At 33.6% G+C, this 19,654-nt stretch carries 14 protein-coding genes and 1 tRNA gene; 6 read left to right on the forward strand and 9 right to left on the reverse strand.

Annotated features, from left to right (window positions below):
- Window positions 1-8: 8 nt before the first annotated feature.
- The 9 genes from QWY92_RS10555 to QWY92_RS10595 all read right to left on the reverse strand — a co-directional run bounded on the left by QWY92_RS10555 (window position 9) and on the right by QWY92_RS10595 (window position 13,013).
- On the reverse strand, window positions 9-1,382 hold the full coding sequence (locus QWY92_RS10555) for a TlpA family protein disulfide reductase (protein WP_290271036.1): 1,374 nt from the start codon (window positions 1,380-1,382) through the stop codon (window positions 9-11).
- A gap of 29 nt (window positions 1,383-1,411) precedes the next feature.
- Window positions 1,412-2,794, reverse strand: a complete 1,383-nt coding sequence (locus tag QWY92_RS10560) for a TlpA family protein disulfide reductase (RefSeq protein ID WP_290271038.1) — start codon at window positions 2,792-2,794, stop codon at window positions 1,412-1,414.
- Window positions 2,795-2,813: 19 nt separating this feature from the next.
- Complete coding sequence (locus QWY92_RS10565) at window positions 2,814-4,187, reverse strand: TlpA family protein disulfide reductase (RefSeq protein WP_290271040.1); 1,374 nt, start codon at window positions 4,185-4,187, stop codon at window positions 2,814-2,816.
- 133 nt (window positions 4,188-4,320) lie between these two features.
- Window positions 4,321-5,517 carry a DUF4465 domain-containing protein gene (locus tag QWY92_RS10570; protein ID WP_290271043.1) on the reverse strand — a complete coding sequence of 399 codons (1,197 nt, stop codon included), beginning with the start codon at window positions 5,515-5,517 and terminating at the stop codon, window positions 4,321-4,323.
- Between the two features lie 17 nt (window positions 5,518-5,534).
- Window positions 5,535-7,052 carry a RagB/SusD family nutrient uptake outer membrane protein gene (locus QWY92_RS10575; protein WP_290271045.1) on the reverse strand — a complete coding sequence of 506 codons (1,518 nt, stop codon included), beginning with the start codon at window positions 7,050-7,052 and terminating at the stop codon, window positions 5,535-5,537.
- A 12-nt stretch (window positions 7,053-7,064) separates the two neighbouring features.
- The gene (locus QWY92_RS10580) at window positions 7,065-10,502 is read right to left on the reverse strand and encodes a SusC/RagA family TonB-linked outer membrane protein (RefSeq protein ID WP_290271047.1); all 3,438 of its coding nucleotides are present in this window, start codon (window positions 10,500-10,502) and stop codon (window positions 7,065-7,067) included.
- Between the two features lie 151 nt (window positions 10,503-10,653).
- Window positions 10,654-11,814: a FecR family protein gene (locus QWY92_RS10585; RefSeq protein ID WP_290271050.1), complete on the reverse strand. Its 1,161-nt coding sequence runs from the start codon at window positions 11,812-11,814 to the stop codon at window positions 10,654-10,656.
- Window positions 11,815-12,011: 197 nt separating this feature from the next.
- Window positions 12,012-12,575, reverse strand: coding sequence for an RNA polymerase sigma-70 factor (locus QWY92_RS10590; RefSeq protein WP_290271052.1), 564 nt, complete (start codon window positions 12,573-12,575; stop codon window positions 12,012-12,014).
- 363 nt (window positions 12,576-12,938) lie between these two features.
- Window positions 12,939-13,013: transfer RNA gene (locus tag QWY92_RS10595), tRNA-Pro, on the reverse strand.
- Between the two features lie 224 nt (window positions 13,014-13,237).
- On the opposite strand from QWY92_RS10595, the gene QWY92_RS10600 reads away from it, so the two are divergent.
- The 6 genes from QWY92_RS10600 to scpA all read left to right on the forward strand — a co-directional run bounded on the left by QWY92_RS10600 (window position 13,238) and on the right by scpA (window position 19,638).
- Window positions 13,238-14,374 carry a PQQ-dependent sugar dehydrogenase gene (locus QWY92_RS10600; protein ID WP_290271055.1) on the forward strand — a complete coding sequence of 379 codons (1,137 nt, stop codon included), beginning with the start codon at window positions 13,238-13,240 and terminating at the stop codon, window positions 14,372-14,374.
- A gap of 177 nt (window positions 14,375-14,551) precedes the next feature.
- Window positions 14,552-15,157 (forward strand): uridine kinase, encoded by a 606-nt coding sequence (gene udk / locus QWY92_RS10605; RefSeq protein ID WP_290271057.1) that lies wholly within the window; start codon window positions 14,552-14,554, stop codon window positions 15,155-15,157.
- Window positions 15,158-15,490 (forward strand): FtsB family cell division protein, encoded by a 333-nt coding sequence (locus QWY92_RS10610; RefSeq protein ID WP_290271058.1) that lies wholly within the window; start codon window positions 15,158-15,160, stop codon window positions 15,488-15,490.
- The gene (locus tag QWY92_RS10615; protein ID WP_290271060.1) at window positions 15,483-16,862 is read left to right on the forward strand and encodes a methylmalonyl-CoA mutase subunit beta; all 1,380 of its coding nucleotides are present in this window, start codon (window positions 15,483-15,485) and stop codon (window positions 16,860-16,862) included. Before QWY92_RS10610 ends, QWY92_RS10615 begins: the two co-directional genes overlap by 8 nt.
- Window positions 16,846-17,499 (forward strand): hypothetical protein, encoded by a 654-nt coding sequence (locus QWY92_RS10620; protein WP_290271062.1) that lies wholly within the window; start codon window positions 16,846-16,848, stop codon window positions 17,497-17,499. Before QWY92_RS10615 ends, QWY92_RS10620 begins: the two co-directional genes overlap by 17 nt.
- Window positions 17,500-17,508: 9 nt before the next feature.
- On the forward strand, window positions 17,509-19,638 hold the full coding sequence (gene scpA / locus QWY92_RS10625; protein WP_377879811.1) for a methylmalonyl-CoA mutase: 2,130 nt from the start codon (window positions 17,509-17,511) through the stop codon (window positions 19,636-19,638).
- Window positions 19,639-19,654 lie beyond the last annotated feature (16 nt).

Raw genomic sequence — 19,654 nt, forward strand, 5'->3', positions numbered from 1 at the left:
TGTGAATATTAAATTTTAAGTCCTTCAAACAATGAGATTAATTCTGGGTTCGATGGTCTTGGAGCATTCGCATTTACAATATTTCCTGAAGGATCTAATAAAATAAATTTAGGAATACCGTTAATAACATAATCTTTAATAAACTGAGATTGAAATTCATTGTCTGCAAACAATTGAATACCTCCAAGCTCCTTTTCTTTAATCATCGTTTTCCATTTTTCATAGCTTTTTTCTCTATCTACAGAAATACTTATAAATTCTATGTTTTTACCATGATATTGTTTTTCAACTTTTTTAAGTGAAGGTATCTCCCCTATGCAAGGACCACACCAAGTTGCCCAAACATCGATGTAAACGTATTTTCCTTTTAAATCATCTAAAGACGTTGTTCCTCCAGCATAATTTATATAGTTTTCAAATTTAGGAGACGGTTTTCCTGTTTGAACTTTCTTTAATTTTTCATAAGATTCAGTTAAGCTCGCTTTTTCTTCTTCGTTCGTAGAACCAGACATAAAAAGATTGTAATACTCGTCAAGATGCTCTGTTCTAGTAATACTAGCTATCGTTGTACTTAACAAATCATTTTTAATACTTTGGTTTTCAATAGAGGAAAAAGCTTTTAAATTGGCTATATCGTTAGAAATATTTTCAGATTCTTTAATTTCAGCGGCCTTATTCCTGTAATGCATACCTACTAGAGATTTATAGGCTCTAGAATTTTTATAATCTTCTTCGTTATTATAATCAATATCGTCCAAATCACTTAAGAAATCTGAAGACACTTTAAAATCTTTTTTCTTTGTATAACGTGCGTGAGAATATTCAAAGTTAGCTATTTTATTAAGGTAGGTGTATTTTATATCTTTTTGCTGTGCTACTCTAAAACTTTCAGGAATACCCTTTGTGTCTCTTAATAGTTCGTTAAGAGAAGTAATTATAGTATTCATTTTATCTTTAAATACATCTTGCTCCAAAGTATAGACGTTCTCAGTACCCTCTAACTCTTTTGCTTTTTTAGCTCTAGCTCTTAAGAAGTTATTTTCTCCTGCACCATTTCCGCTTACGGCAACAGTACTGTCTAATGCTTTTGAATCTGCATTCATAGTTAAATTATACCCATTTTCTAAATGAATATTGGTTCGCATTTTATTATAAATTAATTGATACATTCCTTCTTTACCTCGAATGGTATCTTTAAAAGATCCATCGCTAGCAACTAGTATTGTATCTTTAAATGTGCGATCATTAAAACTTAATACAATTATTTTGTCATCATTATTGTTTAGTAACTTACCTGAAAACAGAGCGTAATCTACAGGTGCTTTTGCCTTACAAGAAAGCGCGAATATTGCGATTCCTGTTATAAATAGTAATTTTTTCATACGATTAGTTGTTGTTTTTAATGGTATAATTAAATACCTAATTCATTAAATAAGGTTATTAATTCTTCTTTTGAAGGTCGTGGTGCATTCCATGATACAATGTTTCCTTTTGGATCTAACAAAATGAAACGTGGGATACTGTTAATTTTATAAGCTTTAATAAAATCGGTACTCCAATCTTTATCTGCTAGTAATTGAACACCTCCTAATGCTTTATCTGCAATCATTTTACTCCAAGCTTCTCGTTTATCTTGTGTGTCTATAGAAATACTTACAAACTCAATATTTTTACCGTGATATTGCTTTTCAATTTTTTTAAGCGCAGGAACCTCAGCTAAACAAGGTCCACACCAAGTTGCCCAAACATCGATATATACATGCTTGCCTTTAAAATCACTTAATGAACTTGTTCCTCCTGCGTTGTTTACATAATCTGTAAAAACAGGAGAAGGTGCTCCTTTAGATAATTTCTTTAAGTCATCATACTTTTTAGTGAAAACTTTATTATTCTCTGTTGAAGTAGAAACAGCCATGAAAGTTCTATAATACGCATCCATATCATCGGTATAAGCTATATCGTATTTTGATGCCGCCTCTAATAAATCATTTTTTATATAATCATTTGGAATTTCTCCAAACACTTTAAGCTTAGCTAAATATTTATCAATTCCCTCTTTATCTGCCAAATCAACTGCTTTCAGCACAAAATATTCTTTAACTAATTCATCATACCAACCTCTATGCTTATAAGCTTCTTCGTTAGTAAAATCTACTCCTTCTAGTGGTTTAAGAAATTCCTTTGAAACTCTAAAATCAGGCTGTTTTAGGTTTCTCCCGTGTCTTCCTTGATACCGCACTAAAGATAATAGATAGTAATTATTCAATTGCTCACGCTCAAATTGAGCAAACTCGCTAGGCAAATCCGGAAAGCTATCTAAATATTTTATAAGATTTTCTTTAATCATGCTGGCTTTAGCACTAAAATCAGATTCGTTTAGACTATTAAACTCCTCAAAATCACCTCTTAGGCGGTCTCTTCGACTATCTTCTGTCAACAAATATTTAGAAGCATTAGAATCTGGCCCAGTCAATACCGAGGTGCTTCTCATATCTTTACCGTCTGTGGTAAGGTTATACTCCCCGCCATTGGCTAAGTAAATATCAATTCTGTTCATGCCTTTACCACTAAACCTGTAGGTGCCTGTTCCTGAAAATATGGTGTCGCAAATAAAAGCCCCATCCTCTGCTGTTTTAACAGTAAATCTACCTTTAGCATCTTTATGAGATAATCTAAATTCTTTAGATGGAGCGTCTAAAATGGTTCCAGATAACAAAATATAATCTTTAGGAGCTTCCTCTTTGCAGGATATTATTGTTAATACAAAGCTTAATACACAAATTATGTTTTTCATGTTTTTCATTTTTTTTGTTCTAAATACCTACTTCATTAAACAAGGTTATTAATTCAGTTTTAGAAGGTCGTGGCGCATTTGAACTAACAATTTTGCCATCAGGGTCTATTAAGATAAAACGTGGTATACCACTAATTTGGTAAGCTGTAACAAAATCGCTTTTCCAATCTTTGTCCGCTATTAATTGCACACCTCCTAAGCTTTTATCTGTCACCATTTTTCTCCAAGCATCACGTTTATTTTCTGTATCTATAGAAAGACTTACAAATTCTATGTTTTTCCCATGGTATTGTTTCTCAACTTTTTGAAGTGCAGGAACCTCAGCTAAACAAGGCCCGCACCAGGTTGCCCAAACATCGATATAGACGTATTTCCCTGCAAAATCACTTAAAGAAGATGTTCCGCCAGCATGATTAACGTAATCTGTAAATGTTGGAGACATTGCCCCTTTACTCAATTTTTTTAAAGCTTCATACTTTTCAGTAATATTTTTATTGTTTGTTGTTGAAGTAGAAACAGAAATATAAGTGTTATAATATTCCTCAAGGTTGTTTGTATACGTTATACCTCCTTTAGCGGCACTCATTAGTAAATCATTCTTTATAAAATCGTTAGGAATTGCTCCAAACACTTTTAGTTTAGCCAAGTGTGCATCTATCTCTTCATTTTTCGCTAATTGATTAGCTTTTCTATTAAAGTGCTCATTTACTAATTTAGTATAAGAAGCTCTACCTCTATAAGCTTCTTCGTTTAGATAATCTACCTTTTTTAATTCTTCCAAAAAACTCTCAGACACCTTGAAATCTGGATTTTCAGTATATCTTTTATGTGAGTTCTCATACTTAATTAACGTTAAAAGATGATAGTTATATAACTCTTCACGTTCAGCTTCAACAAATTCTTTAGGAATATTTGCAAAACTATCTAAATAAGCAAGAAGACTTTCTTTAATCATTTTTTCTTTAGCTCTAAAGTCAGATTCGTTTAATGAATTAAATTCAGCATAATCTCCTCTTACTTTAATGATGTTATTTATTTTTGTCATTAAATAATTAGAAGCATCAGGGTCTGTTCCCGCTAATTTGACTGTGTTTTTGAAGTTTTTTCCATCTGCGGTTAAATTATATTCTCCGCCATTGGTTAAATAAAGATCAGCCCTGCTTCTAGGATCAAAAAAGATATAACGACCAGTTCCAGAGGTTATAGTATCAGAAAATGTTCCGTCTTCTGCTATTGTAATAATGTTTGAACCTCCCTTACCTCCAAGTCTAAATTCTTTAGATGGCGAATTTAAAATGGTTCCAGACAATAATATATAATCTTTAGTTTGTTTTTTTTCTTTGCAAGACGTTAGGCATAACGTTAAAAGCAATAGAGCTATACTTTGTTTCATTTTTTATTTTTTTAGCAATAAAAGTCTGTTTATACTGAAATTTCTGCTCGAGATAACGTTAAGTTAAATTTCAATAAGAGTTTTATAAAACGGGAAAATTAATTCCCGTTTATATATTTATGTTATCTTTTTTTTACTGAAGACGAATTCCATCTAAACAAAACGTTGGTGGATAGACCATTGTTCCTTGATTATCAACATATGACGATGACATTTTAAACAATACTTTATCTACCTGTCCTAAAGAAGTTAAATCTACTCTTTTCCAATCGTCTAAAGTAAACACATAATCAGGGTTTTCAGTGTCCACACCTTCTAATAGCGATAAGTAGACATCCATAGTTCCTGTAGAGCTTCCATTTAAAAAACCTTCTATAGTTAATGTTATATCACCTATAGTTACTGCATCATAAGCAAGATCATAAGCGGCATCATATGCATCACCAAAAGCAAGAGCAAATGCAGCATCATATGCGGCATCATATGCAGTATCATAAGCCGCTTGTTGCTCTTCGGTAGTACTAGCTGGAAAGTCGATAATATATGTGGCACGTGCAGCATCTCCTGCAACTATTCCGGCAGCATCTCCTGCAGCCTCTCCTGCAGCTCTGTTCCCTGTAGCTTCTCCTGCAGCTTCACCAGCAAGTCTTTTACTAAGTATTTGATGCCCCGCTAATCTTACAGTATTTAAAGTTCCATCAATTCCAGGAAGTGTATAAACGGTTTCACGGTCAGTGCTAGGGATATTGGGGTTTGCTTTTACATCCCCATCAAGTTTATACATTTGCGTCTCTGAATCTAGGTCATCAGAATAAATAGAGCCATACTTTGCTAAAAGAGCAGTATACGTAGTATTTGCTACTAGTACATGTTCTACAATTCCAGGTTTAGATAATGTAAAATAGGCATTATCATTATTTGTATTTCCTACAAGATAATTTTCAGTTCTATTTATATCGTTTGTAAAAACACTAAAAGCGGTTGAATTGATAGCCTCTTGTGTTTGAGCAGGTGTAGCTCCACCAACGGGTCCAAAATCGCGTGTTAATTCCCAAGGATAAGACCGGAAATTTCTATTAGACAACGCAAATCCACTATAACTTCCATCACCTGATTTAGCTACATTAACAGTGATGATACCTGAAGAATTGTCACCAATTTCATAAGGAGCATCCGGAATTTCATAAGAAAATCTATCTAATGATACTTCGTTAAACGTAATATCCTCTGGATATGGAAGTTCTGCTAAATACTGATCAGCACAAGAGCTGAGCATAGTTAAACCAATCACAGCTGCTGTGATACTTATATATTTTTGTGTAAATTTCATATAGTATTTTATTATAATTATTCTAAATCTGGATTTTGTTCTATCACTTTATTTACAAGCATTTCTTCGGAAGGAATAGGATAACATATTTTATTAAACTCTATAGTCATATTTTTAAGTGATTCCATCCAAAGTTGCCCTTCTGCTGTTTTAAACCGAAGAGAAGCAAAAAATGAACTACCATTTTCTAAGAATGTTTCTAAAAAGTATTCTTTAAAAATCATATCCCAAGCTTCCTGCTCACTTTGAGGATCTAGAGACTCAAATACCGGATTTGTTCTTTTAGAACGCATTTCGTTAATAGGTGCTATTGCTTCCGAATAAGAAGCCCCCGTTCTTGCTAGTAACTCAGCTTTTAAAATATATAACTCTGAATACCTAAAAAAGTAAGTATTGTACTTATTATCTTGAGGAGAGGCAACCTGTCCCCAATATTTACCTAACCTACATACTTTTTTCCATGACCAATATTTATATGAACTTGTACCATTATAAGGATATGCCATTTCCCCTGTAGCAATTTCCCAACGCGGATCTTCTTTAAACCAAGTATCAGTACCATTTCTTAGCCCTGCAGTGATATACTGAGGAAGTGTCCATGACGACAAGAAAGTTCCACTAGTAACCAATGATGTAGTATACCTTGAATCAGCCATCCATATATCTAAATTCCCATCTTGTTCTAAATAACCAGAAAATAGGTTTTCTGGTGAATCCCAAGAGTCTACATATACTTGAGCTAAATCGGCTTGCATTTCAAATCCTGGAATGCTAGAGTTTAAAATTTCATTTACCAATGAAAGTGCTTCTGATAGCTCTGGTGTATTTCTTCCATCATTAAACCCCGATCTAAAAAGTAATATTTTAGCTTTAAAAACTTTAGCAAATTCTTTAGAAACATATCTATTCCCTTTAACAGAGAAACTAGGCAAATTCTCAATAGCAAAATCAATATCTTCAAATATCCTGGTATACGACTCTCCTACACTAAGCCTTCCTTTTTGAAGATTTGTTACAGTAGCCAATTCATCGCGGTATAATACACCATAAGGACTATCATCATCACTTTCCCACCAATGTCCAAATTTCCAAAAAACAAAAGTTTGAGCAAATGCTTTTAAAAATCTAGCTTCTGCTAATAACGCCGTTTTTTCTTCATCACTTATTGTTGACTGACCTAATTTCGAAATACCATTTATTGCAAAATTGGCAGCGTTTATAGCTTCGTAATACCCCAACCAATAATATTGTTGACTAGGTGAATTATTTGTTTGCGTAGTGGTCATCTCGTAGTCTCCAGAGCTGTGTCTAACAAATCCAGCTTTAGATGCTAAAGCGGAATATAGTCCTCCAGAAAAATTAGAACCTTGCACTATAAATGGATAAACACCATCAACAGCCGCTCTAGCTTTAACTCCGTTTGTAATTCCTGTTACTTCATTTAACTCAAAACTAGGGGTTATATTTAGTTCATCATCACATGAACTTACTCCAAATATTAGAGCTATTAATGATATGTATAATAGTTTTTTCATAATTAAATATTTTTATTTTAGATTAACCTTAATTCCTAAACTATAAACTGATGCCGCAGGATACGTACTTTGATCTTGCGCAGAATATACACTTGTAGAACTATCAGAAATCCTACCTCCATCTGGTTTAAATCCAGGATATTTAGTTATTGTAAACAAGTTTGAAGCTTTAAAAGATATATTAACTCCAATAATTTTTGAATTTTCAAATACTTTTTTAGGAATATCATAAGACATATTCAATGAGTTTAACCGAATAAAAGATGCATCGTGTAAATAAAAGTCAGAGAAAAGTCCATTACCACCAATAGCATTTGGTGTTAGTCTAGGGAATTTTGCTTCATATGGACTTAACACTATAGTACTTTGACCTGCAATACTTACACTATTATTATAAGCATCCGTAATACCATATTTGGCTTGTTGTCTAGGATAATCCCAAAGCCTTAGATGTCCATAAGCATAAGTAAAGTTTGTGTTAATTCTAAAGTTTTTATAGGAATAAGAAAAACCAAATCCACCAAAGCCATCAGGAACAGAAGAACCTAAATGCTTACGGTCGGCCTCTGTGATTTTTCCATCTGGAATACCATCTGGTAATCCATCTTCACCTATACCACTATTATCAAGATAGATAAGATCTCCCATACCTTCACTAGCGCTATAGTAAAATTCTTGAACTCCAAGAGAATTTGTACTATTTCTAAATGCATAAGCATCTTCTGGAGACACATAAAAGCGCCCTGCTGTTTGGTACCCAAACCATTCACCTACCTCATCTCCTGTATAAAGAATCATTTTTGTATCACTCGGTGTCATAACTAAATGATCTATATTGGCATTAAATTCTGTTATTCTTGATCGACTCTTAGCCCAATTAAAATCAAATGTTAAACGGTGATTTTTATTTTTAATAATGTTAGCTCTTATATCAATTTCATAACCCCTAGCATCCATTGTTGCTACATTTGCATTTATACTTCTTTCAGAAGAACTCCACGGTATCTCATTTGAATAAATTAATTTATCACTTTTCTTACTATAAGTTCCAATGGTACCAGTAATACGATCGTTAAAGAATCCAAAATCTAATCCTAAATCAAACATTTTAGTTTCTTCCCATTGTAAAAATGGATTTCCAAGAGAACTTGGATAAATTGCTGGAGCATTATTATATGTTTCAGCAGAAACTCCTGTTGCCCAGTCATTATACCCTAAACGCCCTGTAGAACCTGTTACACCAAAAGATGTTCTTAGTTTTAGATGCGAAAGATATTTCTTAATTTCTTGAGATTTTAGAAACTTTTCATTAGTAACTGTCCATGCAAAGGCTCCAGAAGGAAAAATCCCCCATTGTTTTCCTGAACCAAAACGAGATGAACCATCTCTACGAATTGTACCCGAAATGATATAACGATTATCATATTTATAATGTAAACGTCCAAACATACCAATTAAGGCCGTTTTCCGTTCTGTTTCTCCTATACGAGTTATAGATGCTTGCGATCCAAAATTATTAAGAATGTCGTCATCAGGAAAATCTTCTGCTAGCATAGTATGGCCACGAGTAACATATTTTTCTAAAGTGTGTCCCAATAAAGCAGTAACATTATGTTTTTTTCCTATTTGCTTTACATAACTTAAAGTGTTGTCAAATACATCACGAGAACTTTTATAATTACTCCAAGATCTTTCTCCTAGTTCTTCTTGATATGTTCCTCTTCTATCAAAAGATAAAGACTCAGAATCACTATAACTATTTGCAAAAGATGTTCTAAATTTAAGACCATCTAATAGTTCGTATTCTAAGTATGCCGTAGAATTAAGAGTAATGCTATTTGAATCATCGATATTTGCCAAAGCAGTTAAAGGATTTTCAACATAATACCCTGGAAGATATACAGATCCATCATCGTTATATGCATTAATATCTGGACGTATTCTATTTAAAACCGTTAATAAACGATCCTTATTACTTCTTTTGGTAGTAGCTCCTCTAATATTTAATCCAAATTTTAAGTTATCACTTAGCTGGGTATCAAGGCTGGTACTCCCACTTATTCTTTTATTAAATCCAGTCTTAACAATACCTTGAATATCTTGCAGACCTATGGATACATAATACGTAGTTTTATCTGAGCCACCTCTAACTGATGCGTCATGCTTTTTATTTAAAGGAGTTTGCGTAACAACATCCTGCCAATCGGTATTACCTCCAAAAAATGCGGTTGGAAGCAATTGCAAGTCATCTTTATCAAACTCACTAGTATTTAAATCCAAAAACGCTTGTTCATCCATATAATTACCAGTATCACCACCCCAACCATTGGCCATAATTTGCTCTTTAACAGCAGCTGTCATATAAGCTTCGTATTGTGGTCCGTCAAAATATTCAAATGAATTAAAATCTGTAACTGTCGCTGAAATACTTGAAGAAAACGTGAATACAGGCTCTCTGTTCCGTTGCCCTCTTTTAGTTGTTACTATAACAACCCCTTGAGCACCTCTAGAACCATAGATAGCTGTAGAAGAAGCATCCTTTAAAACATCTATACTCTCAACAGTATCTAAATTTAAATCATCTAAGGTAAGACCATCTTGTGGCACACCATCAATAACCCATAAAGGTTGATTATCACCATTAAGCGATGATGATCCACGGATAATAATACTTATTGGTGACGTTGGTGAGGCAGATTGCACTTGTACATTTACCCCTGATGCTTTACCTTCAAGTAAACTTTCAATAGTATTCCCCATAGGAGCGTCTTCTATATCTTGTTTATCAATTCTAGAGATAACACCCGTTGCATCACGAATTTTGGTAGTACCATACCCAATAACAAGAACCTCATCTAGCCCCGAAAGTGACGCTTTCATCTTTAAGTTAATGAAGGCTTGGTCTCCAACAGTAATTTCCTGATTTTCGAACCCTAAATAACTAAAGACTAAAATAACGTTATCATTACTATCAGCTAAGTTTATCGTGAAATTTCCATCGAAATCCGTGTATGCTCCGTTTTTTGTGTTTTTAACCAACACACTTACACCGGATAATGGCACCCCGTTTTCATCGACGACGTTACCTTTTATTGTTTTTTTCAAGACTTTAATAACTTCTACAATCGGTTTTTCTTCCGAAACTTTACTTTTAATAATAATGGTGCTTTCTTCTGAAAACTCATAGATAAATGCTCCTTTTGACAAACTCATATCCAAGAGTTCGTTGGCTTTAATTATTCCTTTTTTCAATGAAACTTTTGGATAATTCTCAAACAAATCGGCTCTATAAATAAACCGGTAATCTGTCTGATTCTTAATCATTTTAAAGACTTCGTCTACCGAAATTACTTGATTGGCTTTAATTTCAATTTTAGCGTTCTGAGAGAATCCATTTTTAGGAGATAAACTAAAGACGGACATCGATAAAAGAAAAATAAATGTTTTCATGATGAGCGTTAAAAGCCTTCTCTTCTTGAAGAGAAGCGGATTAGTAATTTTTTTTTTCATAAATTTACATGTTGGTTAGTTAAATCATTTAATTAATCACTGTTTAATGGGATATCACTGGCGGTTAGAGGTTTAGTTTTATCCCGTTTTTTTATTCTATAGTTATATGTTTATCATCGATTTTATATTTCATATTATTAGTGTTTTTTATAATTTCTAGTATATATTCTATAGACTGTTGTTTACTGATAATACCTGTAAACCCAATACTTTTCATGTCTTCATTAGCGATTGTAACATCAACATCATACCATCTTGACAACACCTTCATAATATCTTCTAAAGATTTATTTGTAAAGCTAAACTCACCAATACGCCAGGAAATAAAGTCTTCGACCTCTACTGTAGAAATTTCAAAATCATTTTTAGCTTGAGATAGTTTTGATTGTTGTTTTGGTTCTAATATGCTTTTATTTATATTATTACTAACACAAACACTGCCTTCTACCAAAGTGGTAATAATTTCAGTTTCGTCCCTATATGCTTTTACATTAAACATGGTTCCCAATACTTTTATACTTTGCTCATTGGTTTTTAAATGAAAAGCATCTCCACCATGATTGGTGCTTTTTGATACATCAAAATAAGCCTCCCCATAAACCAACTCTATTTCCCTCGGTTTTCCTTTTATAAAATTTACGGGATATTTTAGCTTAGAATCTGAATTTAACCAAACTTGAGTACCATCGGACAATTCTACAAAAAACTGCCCTCCTCTCGGAATTGTTAAATAATTATAGACGAGTTCTTCATCTGGTTTATCTGGTTTATCTGGTTTATTATAAACTACAGATTTACCATTACTTTTTAGCTTATCAGACTCGTAAGAGGTTTCTTTATCTAGAACAATATTACTTCCATCTTCTAAAGTTAAGGTCGCTTTATCAGATCCGATTTGAATGGTATTACTAGTTGGTACAGCACAAACCTCTTCCTTATCTTGTAATTTATACATAGAACCAAATACAACAAATGCAACTAAAGAGGCAGCAACGGCATATTTAAAAATAGCTTTCTTATAAAACGGAATAACTTTAACTGGACTCTTTTCTTGGATGGATTCCAGAATATTGATAAGCATTTTATTTTTTATCTTACTTTCTGGACCTAACTCTTCAACCCACTCATGGGTCTCTTGAAAACTTTCGTAATAGTTTACAAGTTTTTTAACTTCTTCAATCGTAATTTTTCCATCTAGATATTTTTCAATTAGGTTTTGAAAATCTTGATTTTTATTTTGATTGTATTTCATAAAATTTATAAATACGTTAAGTGTATATTAAGTAAGTGTCAAAATGGAGCACTACCCCCCAAAAGAAAATCAATTATTTTTTATTTTCTTTAGAAATAATATTACAAAAATACAAAAACACGCCATTTAAACCAACGAATAAGCTTAAACACTAAATAAAACGCAATGTTATTTTATTGTAAAAAAGAAATGGAAATTTATAAATTCAGAAAAAGGGTAACAAATAAAACCTGTCCTAATGAAGTACGAAGTACGCGAAGTGCGTTTGTAATATGATTCTCTACCGTTTTAACAGTAATACCTAATTGCTCTGCTATTTCTTTGTGGCTTAACTGTTCTTGTCGACTAAGTTTATAGACTCTTTTGCACTTTTCCGGTAAACTTTCAACAACAAGCTTAACATAGCTTTTAAGTTCCTCGTGCATCATTTTAGTTTCTGGAGTGGTGTATTGTAACCGCTCATTCAGGTCTTCAAACAGCTCAACTCGCATCATTTTATTAGCTCTAAATTCAGCAAAAACTTTATATCGCACACAAGCATAAAGATAACTTTGCAGAGATACTTTTATTTCAAGATCTTTACGTTTATTCCAAAGATCAATAAATACATCTTGAATAATTTCTTCGCAAACCTCTTTATCTTTCAATAAATTATAAGAAGAAATATAAAGCACTTTCCAATAGTTATCATAGAGTATAGTTAAGGCTTTCTTGTCGTCAACCTTTAACCTCTGTATTATTTCGCTATCGGAGTTGTACATAACTTACATGACCATTCTAGATAGAATATTCAGTGATTTTTAATTAAATAAAAGTTAAATTTCGACTAATATATGTTAAATTTCTTTAGAAGAATAAATCTAGTTTGAAAATAAAAATTTAGAAGCACTATTTTTTTTATATTAACAAATTGAAAGGTTTATTTTACTAATTCGAATAAAAATCGAACTTATTTTTACAATAACGAAGATAAGTGCAATATTAACGTAAACTTACACCTATATAGAACGACTTAAAATCGGACAAACACGTATTATTCAGTAGAGATTTAATGAAAGAATTAGAATTGAATACAAAACCTTTATAAACTAAAAAAACCTCTTGATTTCTCAAAAGGTTTTTAGTCGGGGTGGCAGGATTCGAACCTGCGACCTCCTCGTCCCAAACGAGGCGCGATAACCGGGCTACGCTACACCCCGATTCGGTTATCTGTAACGGGATGCAAATATACTTTATTTATTCATTCTACAAATTAATTTTCAAAAAATTTTTCACAGATTATAAAATAAATTGAAAAAACATATAAAAACACCTACAGAACGTCAAGTGTTTAAAGTGTTTTCTTTCGGTTGTAATAATTTAATTACAAAAAACATCAATAAAAACACCGTTTTTAGCTTAAATTTGAAACAAACCCTATTTAATGAAACATCAACTAGTCATAACATGGATTACCATTATTACCCTATCTAGTTGCGTTCAAAAATCAAAATCCAAAACAGAAGTTCAAAACACCAAACCTGTTAGTTATACCACAAAAGTTGTAGTTCCTGAGTTAAACATCCCGTCAGGCATGGCGTTTCTTCCCGATGCTAGTCTTTTAATTACCGAAAAAACAGGAGAACTATTGCTTTTTAAAAACAAGAAAACCATTAATATAGAAGCCATTCCAAAAGTGCATTGGGCCGGACAAGGTGGCTTGTTAGATGTTGCCATACACCCAAATTACAAAAAAAACGGTTGGCTCTATCTGATTTACATATCTAAAACAGAAAAAGAAAAAGGGTCTCATACCGAGTTAATGCGCGCCAAAATAAAAAACGATTCTTTAGTTGAAAAACAAGTGCTCTATAAAACCAGCACCAATAAAAAAATAGTACAACATTTTGGTTCTCGTATAACTTTTGATAATGATGGAAATCTATACTTTTCTATTGGAGATCCCGCAAATAAAAACTCAAACGCACAAGACATTACTCGTGATGGCGGGAAAATTTACCGCATAAATGATGATGGCACCATCCCTACCGACAATCCATTTGTAATTGTTCCCAATGCTAAAACAGCTATTTACAGCTACGGTCATAGAAATTCACAAGGCCTGACATTACATCCAAAAACAGGAGCACTTTGGAGCAACGAGCATGGTGTAAACGGTGGAGACGAAATTAACATTATAGAAAGTGGTAAAAACTATGGCTGGCCTATAATCACATACGCTCTAACATATAAAAACACAAAAATTAGTCAAATCACCGAAAAAGAAGGTATGGAACAACCTCTTTATTATTGGAATCCATCCATTGCTCCCTCCGGAATGACCTTTGTAACCTCAGATAAATATCCTAATTGGAAAAACAATATACTCACAGGTTCCTTAAAACGTCAGCATTTAGAGCGCCTTGTTTTAAAAGACAACAAGGTTATTAATCGTGAAATATTATTCAATGATATTGGCCGAGTGCGTAACGTAATAGAAGGCCCTGACGGTTACCTTTATATAGCAGTCGAAGGATTGGGTATTCTTAAAATTATTGAACAGACAGAAAAGGGACTATAAAAAAAAAGCGTGCTTATTTAAAGCGCTTCATCTAACCTTTTATTGCAGAACTCCTTTTTTACAGCCTGAAATCAATAAAAACAACGCACCAACTAGAAGTCCTTATCTTTAAAAAATAAATCTAATTCAGCTTAAAAAATTGTACATTTAATTAACTTTGTACAAAACTATAAAAACATGCTAATTATTGGAATTGCAGGCGGCACAGGTTGCGGCAAAACAACGGTTGTAAATCAAATTCTTCATGAATTGCCAGAAGGTGAAGTGGGCGTTATTTCTCAAGATTCATATTATAATGATAACACACACTTATCTTTCAACGAACGTGGTAACATCAATTTCGATCATCCAAGATCCATCGATTTCGATCTATTAGCAACACATTTAAAAGCATTAAAAAAGGGAAAAAACATACATCAACCTGTTTATTCTTTTGTAAAACATAACCGAACGGGCGATACTATTTTAACTCACCCAAGAAAAGTAATGATTGTTGAAGGTATCTTAATATTGACAAATCCCGAATTACGAGACATGTTCGATATCAAAATATTTGTACATGCCGATACCGACGAGCGTTTAATACGTAGATTAAAACGTGATATAACAGAACGTGGCAGAGACATTAATGAGGTTTTAACACGTTACCAAACCACGTTAAAACCCATGCATGACCAATTTATCGAGCCTATGAAAGAATATGCTGATATTATTATACCTAACAATAAACGCAACGCTGTAGCTGTTAATATTGTACGAACCATTATTAACGACAGACTCTAAATGGCTAAAAAAAGTAAAAAAAACAACAAGTATCTAAAACCTTTCAAAAATTGGTTTGTACTGATTTTCACAGGTTTTATGGTTTGGATGATTTTTTTCGATGCCAACTCTTGGCTTATTCATCATGAATTAAACAGTGATATTAACGCTTTAGAAAACGAAAAAGAATATTACAATCGTGAAATTGAAAAAGATAATAAAGCAATTAAAAAATTAAGTTCCGAAGAAGGATTAGAAAAATTTGCTCGCGAAGCTTATTATATGAAACGTGAGAATGAAGAAATTTATATTATAGAATACGAAGATAGTTTAAAAGTAAAAACAAATGAATAACGGCTTGTTTGATGATTTCGATGAGGTTTCAGCAAAACAATGGAAACAAAAAATCCAGTTCGATTTAAATGGAGCTGAATATAACCATGCCTTAATTTGGAATTCAAACGAAGACATTGCCGTAAAACCATTTTATCATGCCGACGATTTTGACATCCTTCCAGAACCATCAAACACCAAAGCCAGCGCATGGAGAATAGCGCAATCTATTTTTGTTGCTCATGTTGAAAAATCCAATACCACAGCCATCGATTCCATTAAACGTGGCGCGGAAAGTATTCATTTTATTATTCCTTCCGAAGCTATTTCTATTGAAAATCTAATAAAAAACATTGATACCGAAACCATACCAATTCATCTGGACTTGCAGTTTCTATCGGTGGATTTTGTTAAAAACATATATACCCTTCCGGGGAAAAATAACATTACCACTTCTTTTGACATTATTGGGAATTTGGCTAAATCTGGAAACTGGTTCAACAACCTAAATGATGATTTTTCGAAATTTGAAATATTAGCAGATACTTCGAAATCCATAACCATAAACGCCGATTTATATCAAAATGCAGGCGCCAATATGGTACAACAATTGGCTTATGCTTTAGCCCACGCCAACGAATATTTAAATCAATTTAAAACCAACTTACACGAAAACACCACAGTAACATTCAATGTTTCGGTAGGCTCAAATTATTTTTTCGAGATTGCAAAACTGAGAGCTTTACGCTTACTTTGGAATACTTTAGCTGCGGAATATGCGATTAATCCGGAATGTCAAATTAAAGTAACACCAACCAAACGCAACAAAACACTTTACGACTTCAACACCAATATGTTGCGTACCACTACCGAATGTATGAGCGCTATTTTGGGAGGTGCTAATACCATTGAAAACTTACCTTATGATGCTATTTATCATAAAACTAACGAATTTGGCGACCGTATTGCAAGAAATCAATTGCTTATTCTAAAACATGAAAGTTATTTTAATAAAGTAAACAATCCTGCCGATGGTGCGTATTACATCGAAACGCTAACACAACAAATAGCCGAAAAAGCCCTAGAGTTATTTAAGGATATTGAAACGCAAGGAGGCTTTTTAAAACAGCTCAAATATGGTACTATTCAACGTAAAATAAGAGAAAGTGCACAAAAAGAACAAGAACAATTTAACAACGGTGAACTTATTTTATTAGGCACCAATAAATACAGTAACCCAACGGATACTATGGCCAAGCGCTTGGAAATTTATCCCTTTGTAAAAACCAATCCTCGAAAAACTTTAATTGAACCTATAATAGAAAAACGGTTATCAGAACAGATAGAACAAACCCGATTGAAAAATGAAAACAAAAATGAAATTAACTTTTAACCTAATTTTAGTTTTAATAGCATTCACCTTTATGGGGTGCGAAAAAAAAACACCTTTTAGCGACTTTAAATACGCCAACAAAGGTGCTGTGTTAAATTGTGAAAATATAAATACACCACTTTTTAACGAAGCTTTATTTAGTTTTGAAAATGATATTGTTTCATTTTACAACAAAAACGGACCGGAAAATATAGGCCTAGCTTATTCTCAATTTATGCGTAATGCCATTAATGGCCGTGCTAAATATATCGAAATAGTTTCTCCACATACGGTAAAAATATTCGAGGCATTAAAAAACGAAAACAACCTATGGGATGCAGAAAACACTAAAAGTTATTTAAACTATAAAAGTGATTATATCACCTGTATTCTTGCAAACATAAAAGATGCAAAATTAAAAATCACTTTTAACGCCTTAGTCTCTACCAATAGTATGAGTCCGGAGTTATTTGGCACACCAATATCTAGAAATTACCGCGTTTTAACAACCGATAAATATTTGGCGGCTTACGTAGCTTTAGATTTATATTACGCGAAACTTTTTAAGATAGATTTATCGCAAGTTAAAGATAAACCTGTGGTTGAAGAAAAGGTCGATTTTAATAAGAGACCTGTGCGCACAACCCCAACAAATTAAAACCTTACATTGAGAAAAAAACTGCAACATATCACTTTAAAGACCACTACGGAAACCAACCTTTCCGAAGGCGATAACACGACTACGTTTATCACTTCCGAACAAATTCCGTTTAAATCTACCTATTCAAAAAGTGATATTAAAGCTTTAAAACATCTCAATTTTGTTGCTGGAATGGTTCCCTATTTACGTGGCCCTTACAGCACCATGTATGCAAAAAAACCTTGGACCATTAGGCAATATGCAGGATTTTCTACAGCAGAAGATAGCAACGCCTTTTACAAACGAAACTTAAAAGCAGGGCAAAAAGGACTTTCGGTTGCTTTTGATTTAGCAACACATCGGGGCTACGATTCCGATCACGAACGTGTTGTTGGTGATGTTGGTAAAGCCGGGGTGGCCATCGATTCTGTGGAAGACATGAAAATTCTTTTCGACAGCATTCCGCTCGATAAAATTTCAGTTTCCATGACTATGAATGGCGCCGTTTTACCTATTATGGCCTTTTATATTGTAGCTGCAGAAGAGCAAGGTGTAAAACCCGAGCAACTCGCTGGCACCATCCAAAACGATATTTTAAAAGAGTTTATGGTGCGTAACACATACATTTATCCGCCAGCGCCATCGATGAAAATTATTTCGGATATTTTTGAATATTCGAGTAAACACATGCCGAAATTCAATAGCATAAGTATTTCTGGCTACCACATGCAGGAAGCCGGAGCAACCTGCGATATTGAACTCGCTTACACCCTAGCCGACGGTTTAGAATACATAAGAGAAGGCTTAAAAGCAGGTTTAGATATTGATACTTTCGCACCGCGTCTATCATTTTTCTGGGGTATTGGCATGAATCATTTTATGGAAATAGCCAAAATGCGCGCCGCACGAATGCTTTGGGCTAAACTAGTAAAACCTTTCAACCCCAAAAACCCAAAATCGCTCTCGTTACGCACCCATTGTCAAACCTCTGGTTGGAGTTTAACAGAACAAGATCCGTTTAATAATGTCGCTAGAACTACAATTGAAGCTACGGCTGCTGTTTTTGGCGGCACCCAAAGTTTACATACCAACGCGCTTGATGAAGCTATTGCCTTACCTACCGATTTCTCGGCTAGAATTGCAAGAAACACACAAATATACTTACAAGAAGAAACGAAAATAACAAAAACAGTTGACCCATGGGCAGGCAGTTATTTTGTTGAAAAACTAACCGCTGATATTGCCGAAAAAGCTTGGATTTTAATTGAAGAAGTGGAATCACTTGGAGGAATGACTAAAGCTATTGTAGCCGGTATCCCCAAAATTAGAATTGAAGAAGCCGCTGCTAGAAAGCAAGCCAAAATAGATTCTGATCAAGATATTATTGTTGGTGTAAACCGATATGTTTTAGACGAAGAAGCTCCGATTTCTACTTTAGAGGTCGATAATCAATCGGTTAGAAAATCACAAATTGAACGCCTAAACACTATAAAAGCGAGTAGAAATTCTAAAAAAGTAAAAACGGCTTTAGAAAATTTAACCAAAGCCGCACGCACAGGACAAAATAATTTATTAGCTTTAGCTATTGAAGCAGCTCGCGAACGAGCCACTTTAGGTGAAATTAGTGATGCCTTAGAAATTGAATTTGGGCGTTATAAAGCACAAACTAAATCCTTTTCTGGCGTGTATAGTAAAGCAATAAAAGACGATAAACCCTTTAAAAAAGCTCAAGAATTAGCTGATATTTTTGCAGAGCAAGATGGTAGACGCCCACGGATTATGATTGCCAAAATGGGACAAGACGGTCACGATCGTGGCGCAAAAGTAGTTGCCACCAGTTATGCCGATATTGGGTTTGATGTGGATATTGGCCCACTTTTTCAAACCCCAGAAGAAGTTGCTAAACAAGCCGTAGAAAATGATGTACATGTTTTAGGCATATCCTCTTTAGCTGCTGGGCATAAAACTTTAGTTCCACAGGTTATTGAAGCGCTTAAAAGTTATGATCGCGACGATATTATGGTTGTAGTTGGTGGGGTTATCCCAAAACAAGATTATCAATTTTTATTTGATGCTGGAACCGTTGCCATATTTGGTCCGGGCACAAAAATTAGTGAAGCCGCAATAAAAATATTAGAGATTTTAATTGATGAGTAACCTTTAACTCTAATTT

The sequence above is a fragment of the Algibacter miyuki genome (assembly GCF_030409805.1).
Classification (GTDB): Bacteria; Bacteroidota; Bacteroidia; order Flavobacteriales; family Flavobacteriaceae; genus Algibacter; species Algibacter miyuki.

What these genes read in the sequence shown, in the direction of transcription:
- QWY92_RS10555 (WP_290271036.1), bottom strand. Translation starts at nt 1,382, where the DNA reads ATGAAAAAATTACTATTTATAACAGGAATCGCAATATTCGCGCTTTCT.
- QWY92_RS10560 (WP_290271038.1), bottom strand. Translation starts at nt 2,794, where the DNA reads ATGAAAAACATAATTTGTGTATTAAGCTTTGTATTAACAATAATATCC.
- QWY92_RS10565 (WP_290271040.1), bottom strand. Translation starts at nt 4,187, where the DNA reads ATGAAACAAAGTATAGCTCTATTGCTTTTAACGTTATGCCTAACGTCT.
- QWY92_RS10570 (WP_290271043.1), bottom strand. Translation starts at nt 5,517, where the DNA reads ATGAAATTTACACAAAAATATATAAGTATCACAGCAGCTGTGATTGGT.
- QWY92_RS10575 (WP_290271045.1), bottom strand. Translation starts at nt 7,052, where the DNA reads ATGAAAAAACTATTATACATATCATTAATAGCTCTAATATTTGGAGTA.
- QWY92_RS10580 (WP_290271047.1), bottom strand. Translation starts at nt 10,502, where the DNA reads ATGAAAACATTTATTTTTCTTTTATCGATGTCCGTCTTTAGTTTATCT.
- QWY92_RS10585 (WP_290271050.1), bottom strand. Translation starts at nt 11,814, where the DNA reads ATGAAATACAATCAAAATAAAAATCAAGATTTTCAAAACCTAATTGAA.
- QWY92_RS10590 (WP_290271052.1), bottom strand. Translation starts at nt 12,575, where the DNA reads ATGTACAACTCCGATAGCGAAATAATACAGAGGTTAAAGGTTGACGAC.
- QWY92_RS10600 (WP_290271055.1), top strand. Translation starts at nt 13,238, where the DNA reads ATGAAACATCAACTAGTCATAACATGGATTACCATTATTACCCTATCT.
- udk (WP_290271057.1), top strand. Translation starts at nt 14,552, where the DNA reads ATGCTAATTATTGGAATTGCAGGCGGCACAGGTTGCGGCAAAACAACG.
- QWY92_RS10610 (WP_290271058.1), top strand. Translation starts at nt 15,158, where the DNA reads ATGGCTAAAAAAAGTAAAAAAAACAACAAGTATCTAAAACCTTTCAAA.
- QWY92_RS10615 (WP_290271060.1), top strand. Translation starts at nt 15,483, where the DNA reads ATGAATAACGGCTTGTTTGATGATTTCGATGAGGTTTCAGCAAAACAA.
- QWY92_RS10620 (WP_290271062.1), top strand. Translation starts at nt 16,846, where the DNA reads ATGAAATTAACTTTTAACCTAATTTTAGTTTTAATAGCATTCACCTTT.